Origin of the sequence: Kitasatospora sp. NPDC001539, assembly GCF_040298565.1 — a bacterium.
Taxonomy (GTDB): domain Bacteria; phylum Actinomycetota; class Actinomycetes; order Streptomycetales; family Streptomycetaceae; genus Kitasatospora.
Map to the genome: position 1 here is coordinate 1 of NZ_JBEPAK010000292.1, position 8,020 is coordinate 8,020.

Genomic DNA, 8,020 nt, shown 5'->3' on the forward strand with positions numbered 1-8,020 from the left:
CGGTCCAGACGGCTTCTCACCGAGGTCGGGCCGGTGGAGGTGCGGGTGCCCCGGGACCGGGACGGCAGCTTCGCCCCCCGGACCGTGCGTCCCCGGGCTCGCCGGCTGCCCGGCCTGGACCGGCTGGTCGTCTCGCTCACCGCGCGCGGCCTGAGCTCCGGCGAGCTGGTGGCGCACCTGGCCGAGGTGTACGGCGTGGAGCTCAGCCGGGAGACCGTCTCGGCCATCACCGACCAGGTCCTCGACGAGCTGGCCGAGCGGCGCGGCTGCCCGCTCGATCCGGTCTACCCGGTGGTGTTCCTGGATTCGGTGCGCAGCGGCCGGTCGGGCGGACCGCTGGTGCACCTGGCGCTCGGCATCTCCACCGACGGCCGGCGGGAGGTGCTGGGCCTGTGGCCTGCCGCGGACGGGGAGCAGTGGCCGCAGGTGCTGGCCGGGCTGGCCGAGCGCGGCGTGCGCGAGGTGTGGGTGCTGGTCGGCGACGCCGGGGCCGGCCTGGCGGAGGCGGCGGCCGCGCGGTGGCCGCGCACCGTGGTGCACACCTCGGTGGCCCACCTGCTGCACGCCGCCCTGCGGCACGCGCCCGGCGAGGACTGGGGTGCGCTGGCGCGGACGCTGCACGAGATCTGCACGGCGCCCACCGAGTCCGCGGCGCTGGAGCGGCTGGGCCGGGCCGAGCGGGAGTGGGGACCGGGCCACCGCGAGGTGTTCCGGGTCTGGCGGGCGGCCTGGCCGGTGCTCGCACCCGGCTTCCGCTTCGGCCCCGAGGCCCGGCGGCTGCTCGCGGGCGGCGGCGTGCTGGAGCGGTTGCACGCCCGGCTGCGCCGGATCGAGCAGGCCGCGGGGCGGGTGCGGGACGAGCGGGCCGCGCTCAAGCGCGTCTACCTGGCGACGCTCGCGCTGGAGTCGAGCGCCGGGGCGGGGCGGCCGTGGACCGGGGACTGGCCCGCCGTCCGGGAGGAGCTGCGCCGGGGTTCGCGCCCGCGCGCCGCGGTTCCGGCGCCCGCACGGAGGACCCGCCACTGAGCGGAGGACCACCCACCACTGATCTGACAGAACCAGGTGATCTTTTCATCGGTTCTGTCTGTTTTTGACACCGTATGTTCACGGTTCCGGTTCCCGCAATGCGTGATCCCGATCACGGCGAGAGCTTCCACGCCAGATTGGCCCTCGGCAGGATGAATTTCAGCGAGGAGGGCAGACCGCCCGCCTCAGGAAGAGGAATTCACGATGACGAATCTTGCCGTTCACATTCACAAGATGCTCGGGATTCTCGCCATTGTGCTGGTCGCCGGCATCGGCCTCCAGAGCCACGCCGGAGCGCACTCCTCCCCCGCCGTCGCAACGCCCCTGGCGATGGCCGGGGACGACTCCGGCTGGGGTCCGTGACCCGCATCCGGCCCCGACCGCACGCGGAACTCCGATGGGCTTCGACAAAGGCGCTCCGGTGAACTCCCGGAACCGCGCCGCGGCGTAATTCCCCCCTCCTCGCAATTCTCCGAACAGAGAGGAAACCGACGATGGCGAACCCGTTCGAGGACCCCGAGGCCGACTACCTCGTCCTGGTCAACGACGAGGGCCAGCACTCGCTCTGGCCGGTCTTCAGCCCGGTCCCCGACGGCTGGCAGCAGGTCCACGGCCCCGCCGGCCGGCAGGACTGCCTCGACTACGTCGAGCAGCACTGGCAGGACCTGCGGCCGAAGAGCCTGATCGCCCACCTGGCCGGCCACTGACCCCGCGGGGCCCGTCCCGACGGCGCACACCACGGCGACGCCCGAGCTCCACCGAGCTCCATAGAGCTCCACCGAGCTCCAAGAGCTTCACCGAGCCGGCCACGCGCCCGCCCCGGGACGACCGCCCCCGGGCGGCCTTCGGGAGGACAGCCCCGAAGGCCGCCCAGCACGCACGCCAGCCAGCCACCCCGCCCCCGTCACGGCGGGGCCCGCCGTACGAGGGAGAGAGTGCAGATGTCCGGGGACCAGCAGACGCACAGAGCCGACCGGCGGCCCGGGCCGGCCGAGGTGCTGTGCCGCCTGTTCGCCGAGGTGCTCGGCCGGGAGTCGGTCGACCCCTCGGCGGGCTTCTTCGACCTCGGCGGCGACCGGCCTGCCGCCGACCGGCTGCTGGCCCGGGTGCACGCCGAACTCGGCTTCCGCGCACCGCTGTCGATCCTGCTGGACACCCCCACCCCGGCCGGCCTGGCCGCTCGGCTGGCCGAGGGCGCACCGACCCAGCCGGCCACCGGCCCGGCCCAGCACGCACCGGCCCAACACGCACCGGCCCCGGCCGCACGGGCTCAGCACGCACCCGTCCAGCACACGCCCGCCTGCAAAGCCTGCGAAGCACCGGCCCAGGACGCACCGGCCGCCCCCCGCCCGTACCCCACCCTCACCGAGCTGGTCGACGCCCAGGTCGCCCGCACCCCCGCGGCGCCCGCGCTGTACGCCGGGGACACCACCCTCCGCTACGCCGAACTCGACGCCCGTGCCAACCGCCTGGCCCGGGTGCTCGCCGCCCGCGGCCTGGGCGCCGAGGACGTCGTCGCCCTGGCCCTGCCCAAGTCCGCGGAGGCCGTCGCCGCGATCCTCGCCGTGGCCAAGACCGGCGCCGCCTGGCTGCCCGCCGACCCGGCCTACCCGGCCGAGCGGCTGCGCCACATGCTCACCGACTCCCGCGCCGCCCTGGTGCTCACCACCTCCGGCGCCGCTGCGGGGCTCCCCGAGACCGGCGCGCCCCGGCTGCTGCTCGACTCCGCCGAGCACCTCGCCGACCTGGCCGACCAGCCCGACGGCCCGTTCGCCGCCGCCGAGCGGGTCCGGCCGCTGAGCGCCGCGAACACCGCCTACGTGATCTACACCTCCGGCTCCACCGGCGTGCCCAAGGGGGTGGCCGTCACCCACACCGGGCTGGCCGGCATGGTCGCCACCCAGGTCGCCGCCACCGGCGTCGGGCCCGGCAGCCGGGTGCTCCAGGCCGCCTCGCTGAGCTTCGACGTCTCCGTCTCCGACCTCGCGGTGGCCCTCACCACCGGCGCCGCCCTGGTGCTGCCCGGCGAGCAGAGCCAGCTGGTCGGCGAGCCGCTCGCCGAGCTGATCGACCGGTACGGCGTCACCCACGCCGACGTCGCCACCGCGATGGCGGCCACCCTGCCGGACGTCCCGCTGCCCTCGCTGCGCACCCTGATCGGCGGCGGCGAGGCCGTGCCCCGCGAGCTGGCCGCCCGACTCGGCCGCGGGCGGCGGATGTTCAACAGCTACGGCCCGACCGAGACCACCGTCATCGTCACCATGAGCGAGCCGCTCACCGGCGAGGAGCAGCCGCCGATCGGCCACCCCTGCCGGGACGTGCGGATCCACCTGCTGGACGAGCGGCTGCGCCCGGTCGCGCCCGGCGCCGTCGGCGAACTGTACGTCTCCGGCCCGTACCTGGCACGCGGCTACCTCGGGCGGCCCGGCCTGACCGCCGAACGCTTCACCGCCTGCCCGTTCGGCGACCCGGGCACCCGCATGTACCGCACCGGCGACCTCGCCCGGCAACGGCCGGACGGCCAGCTGGAGTTCCACGGCCGCGCCGACGACCAGGTGAAGATCCGCGGCTTCCGGGTCGAGCTCGGCGAGATCGAGCAGACCCTCTCCGCCCACGCCGGGGTCCGCCAGGCCGTCGTCGTGGTCCGCGAGGACCGCCCGGGCGAGCGCCGGCTGGTCGGGTACACCGTCGGCCCCGCCGACCCGGCCGAGCTGCGCGCCCACTGCGCCGAACGGCTGCCCGACCACATGGTGCCCGCCGTCGTGGTGCTCGACCGGCTGCCGCTCACCCCCAACGGCAAGGTGGACAAGCGCGCCCTGCCCGCGCCCGCCCGCAGCACCGCCGAGGACGGCGGCCGCGCCCCCGCGGGGGAGACGGAACACGCCCTCGCCCGGCTGTTCGCCGAGGTGCTGGGACTGCCCCGGGTCGGCGTCGCGGAGTCCTTCTTCGAGCTCGGCGGCGACTCCATCGTGGCCATCCAGCTGGTCTCCAGGGCCCGGCACGCCGGACTGCAGCTCACCCCCCGCGAGGTGTTCGACGCCCCGACCGTGGAGGCGCTGGCCCGGATCGCCCGCCCGCTGGACGGACCGGTCGCCGCCGAGCCCGCCGGGGCCGGCCTCGGCGAGGTGCCGGCCACACCGATCGTGCACTGGCTGTCCGCCCAGCGCGGCTCGGTCGCGAGCTTCCACCAGTCCACCCTGATCCCCCTCCCCGCCGGCACCCGGCCCGAGCACCTCACCACCGCGCTGCAGGCCCTGCTCGACCACCACGACGCCCTCCGCGCCCGCACCTCCCCCCTCGCCGAGCGGCCCTGGACCCTGCACGTCCCCGCCCCCGGCACCGTCCCCGCCGCGGCCGCGCTGCGGCAGCTCGCCGGGCCGGCCACCGGGCAGGCGCTGCGCGCCGCGACCGAGGCCGCGCGCGACCGGCTCTCGCCCGAGGACGGCCGGATGCTGCAGGCCGTCCACTTCGACGGCGGGCCGCACCTGCCCCCGCAGCTGCTCCTGGTCATCCACCACCTGGTCGTCGACGGCGTCACCTGGCGCATCCTGGAGGAGGACCTGCTCGCCGCGCTCGCCGCCGCCCGGGAGGGCCGCGAGCCGGTGCTGCCGCCGGTGCCCACCTCGTTCCGCCGCTGGGCCCAGCGGCTCACCGCCGAAGCCCTGACCGACCGCCGGACCGCCGAACTCCCGCTCTGGGAAGCCGCCCTGGCCACCCCGGACCCCCTGCTCGGCGACCGCCCGCTCGACCCCGCGAGGGACACCTACGCCACCGGCGGCACGCTACGGCTCGTACTGCCCGCCGAGACCACCCGGACGCTGCTCACCCGGGTCACCGCCGCCTACCACGCCCAGGTCAACGACGTCCTGCTGACGGCGCTGGCGCTCGCCCTCGGCCACTGGCGCGCCGAAGCCCCCGCCGGGCCGGACGGCGCCGTGCTGGTGACCGTGGAGGGCCACGGCCGCGAGGAGATCGTCGACGGCGTCGACCTGCACCGCACCGCCGGGTGGTTCACCTCCGTCTACCCCGTCCGGCTCGCCCCCGGCGCCCTGCCCTGGTCCGAGGTCACCGCCGCCGGGCCCGCGCTCGGCCGCGCCCTCGGCCGGGTCAAGGAACAGCTGCGCGCCGTACCGGACAACGGCATCGGCTACGGGCTGCTGCGCCACCTCAACCCGGACACCGCCGCCGTGCTCTCCCGGTACGCCGAGCCGCAGGTCGAGTTCAACTACCTGGGCCGCTTCCAGCCCGACGGCGTCACCGCCGAGGACGTGCTCGCCGGGGCCGAGGCGATGACCGAGGGCGCCGCGCCCGATCTCGCCCTCGGCCGGGTGCTCGGCCTGGACGCCACCACCGTCGACACCCCGCAGGGCCCGCTGCTGGTCGCCCAGTGGTCCTGGGCCGCCGACCTGCTCGGCGAGGAGCGGGTCCGCGCCCTCGCCGAGGACTGGTTCACCGCGCTGCGCGCGCTGGCCGAGCACGCCGCGCACCCGGACGCCGGCGGACACACGCCGTCCGACTTCCCGCTCGTCGCCGTCGACCAGGCCGAGCTCGACCGCCTCACCGAACTCCACGCCCCCGCAGGGCTGCTGGACCTGTGGCCCACCTCACCGCTGCAGGAGGGCATGGCCTTCCACGCCGCGTACGACACCGACGGCGCCGACGTCTACACCTCCGTCTGCATCTTCGACATCACCGGGCCCGTCGACGCCGACCGGCTGCGCACCGCCGCCGAGGACCTCCTGCTGCGCCACCCCAACCTCAAGGCCGGCTTCCACCAGCGGCCCGACGGCCCGCCCGTGCAGGCCGTCCCGCAGAGCGTCGACCTGCCCTTCACCGTCCTCGACCTGACGGCGCACGCCGACCCGGAGGCCGAGGCCGAGCGGATCGCCGCCGCCGAGTACGGCCGCCGCTTCGACCTCGCCCGCCCGCCGCTGCTGCGCTACACCCTGCTCACCCTCGGACCCGACCGCCACCGGCTGATCGCCGCCGCGCACCACATCCTGTTGGACGGCTGGTCCACCCCGCTGTTCGCCGAGGAGCTGTGGGCCCTCTACTTCCGGCAGCCGCTGCCCCCGGCCACCCCGTACCGCGCGTACCTGAGCCGACTCGCTGCCCGTGACGGCGCCGCCGCCCGCGCCGCCTGGGCGCGGGCGCTCGCCGGAGCCGACGAACCCACCCTGCTCGCCCCCGACCGCTCCACCGCCGCCCCCCGGCTGCCGCTGCGCCTGACCACCGGCCTCACCCCGGCCGCGACCGAGGCGCTGACCCGCACCGCCCGTCGCTACGGCGTCACCCTCAACACCCTCGTCCAGGCGGCCTGGGGCGTCCTGCTGGCCCGGCTCACCGGCCGCGACGACGTGCTCTTCGGCACCACCGTCTCCGGCCGCCCGCACGACCTGCCGGGCGTGGAGCGGATGGTCGGCCTGCTGATCAACACCGTGCCGGTGCGGGTCACCCTCGACCCCGCCGAGAGCTGGGGGCAACTGCTGCTGCGCCTGCAGCACGAGCAGTCCGCGCTGCTGGACCACCAGCACCTCAGCCTCACCGAGATCCAGCAACTCACGGGCCTGAACAGCCTGTTCGACACCGTCACGGTGTACGGCAACTACCCGGACCCGTCCGTCCTGGACGGTGCGGACCCGAGCGGCGCCACCCGCGTCACCCTGGTCGAGGACGTCGACAGCGCCCACTACCCGCTGCTGCTGGCCCTGACCCCGGGCGACGGCCTCCAACTGCGCCTGGACCACCAGCCCGACGCCTTCGGCCCCGCCGAGGCCCGCACCCTGCTGGACCGCTTCCTCGCCCTGCTCGACCGGATCGCCACCGACCCGGCCGAACTCATCGGCGGAGTCGAGGTGCTCAGCCCGGCGGAGCGGGAGCGGCTGTTGGCGGACGGCAGGGGCCCGGTGGCGGCGCTGCCGGAGGGCGGGCTGCCCGCGGTGTTCGAGGCCCAGGCCGCCGCGGCGCCCCACGCCGTCGCCCTGGTGGCGGTGGACGGCGAGCTGACGTACGCCGAACTCAACGCCCGCGCCAACGGCTTGGCGCGTCGGCTGGTCACGGCCGGCGTGGGCATGGAGACACCGATCGCCCTGCTCATGGACCGCTCCGTCGCGCTCGTGGTGGCGATCCTGGCCGTCCTCAAGGCCGGCGGCACCTACGTACCGCTGGACGACGCCCAGCCCGACGAGCGCCTACGGGCCGTCCTCACGGACGCCGGCGCCCGGCTCGCGCTCACCGACCCCGGACACCACGACCACCCGGCCCTCGAAGGCCTCAGGACCCTGCCGGTCGGTGACGACACCGCCGACAACCTCGAACTGCCGCTTTCGAGTGACCAGTTGGCGTACGTGATGCACACCTCCGGCTCCACCGGGACCCCCAAGGGCATCGGCATCACCCACCGCTCGGTCGTCGACCTCGCCCTCGGCGGCACCTTCACCACCGGCAGCCACTCCAGCGTGCTGGTCCACTCCCCCACCGCCTTCGACGCCTCCACCTACGAACTCTGGACCCCACTCCTCTCCGGCGGCCGCGCCGTCCTCGCACCCCCCGGACGCCTGGGCGCCACCGAACTCGCCCACACCATCCACCACGGCGGCGTCACAGCCGCCTGGATGACGGTCGGCCTCTTCAACGTCCTGGCCACCGAGTCCCCGGAGACCTTCACCGGGCTCCGTGAGCTGTGGACCGGCGGGGACATCACCTCGCCGACCGCCATGCGCCGCGTGCTGGAGCACTGCCCCGACCTGCGGCTGGTGAACGGCTACGGCCCCACGGAGACCACCACCTTCGCGAGCTGCCACCCGATCGACTCCGCCGGTGAGGTACCGGCCGCCGTGGTGCCGATCGGCCGCCCGCTGCCCAACACCCGGGTGTACGTGCTGGACGCCGGGCTGAGACCCGTCCCGACCGGCGTTCCCGGCGAGCTGTACATCACCGGCCCCGGCCTCGCCCGCGGCTACCTCGGCCGCCCCGCCCTCACCGCCGAACGCTT

At 75.6% G+C, this 8,020-nt stretch carries 4 protein-coding genes; all 4 read left to right on the forward strand.

All coding sequences use genetic code 11. The annotated features are described in order from the left end of the window. A partial coding sequence (locus tag ABT247_RS29510) for an IS256 family transposase (protein WP_350748459.1) occupies positions 1-1,026 on the forward strand: 1,026 nt, incomplete at its 5' end. 204 nt (positions 1,027-1,230) lie between these two features. After that, entirely contained in the window at positions 1,231-1,389 is a 159-nt protein-coding gene (locus tag ABT247_RS29515; protein ID WP_350748462.1) for a hypothetical protein, read from the forward strand. Positions 1,390-1,520: 131 nt separating this feature from the next. After that, complete coding sequence (locus tag ABT247_RS29520; protein ID WP_350748465.1) at positions 1,521-1,733, forward strand: MbtH family protein; 213 nt, start codon at positions 1,521-1,523, stop codon at positions 1,731-1,733. A 234-nt stretch (positions 1,734-1,967) separates the two neighbouring features. Continuing rightward, positions 1,968-8,020, forward strand: a 6,053-nt coding sequence (locus ABT247_RS29525) for a non-ribosomal peptide synthetase (protein ID WP_350748467.1), incomplete at its 3' end; no start/stop codon positions are given.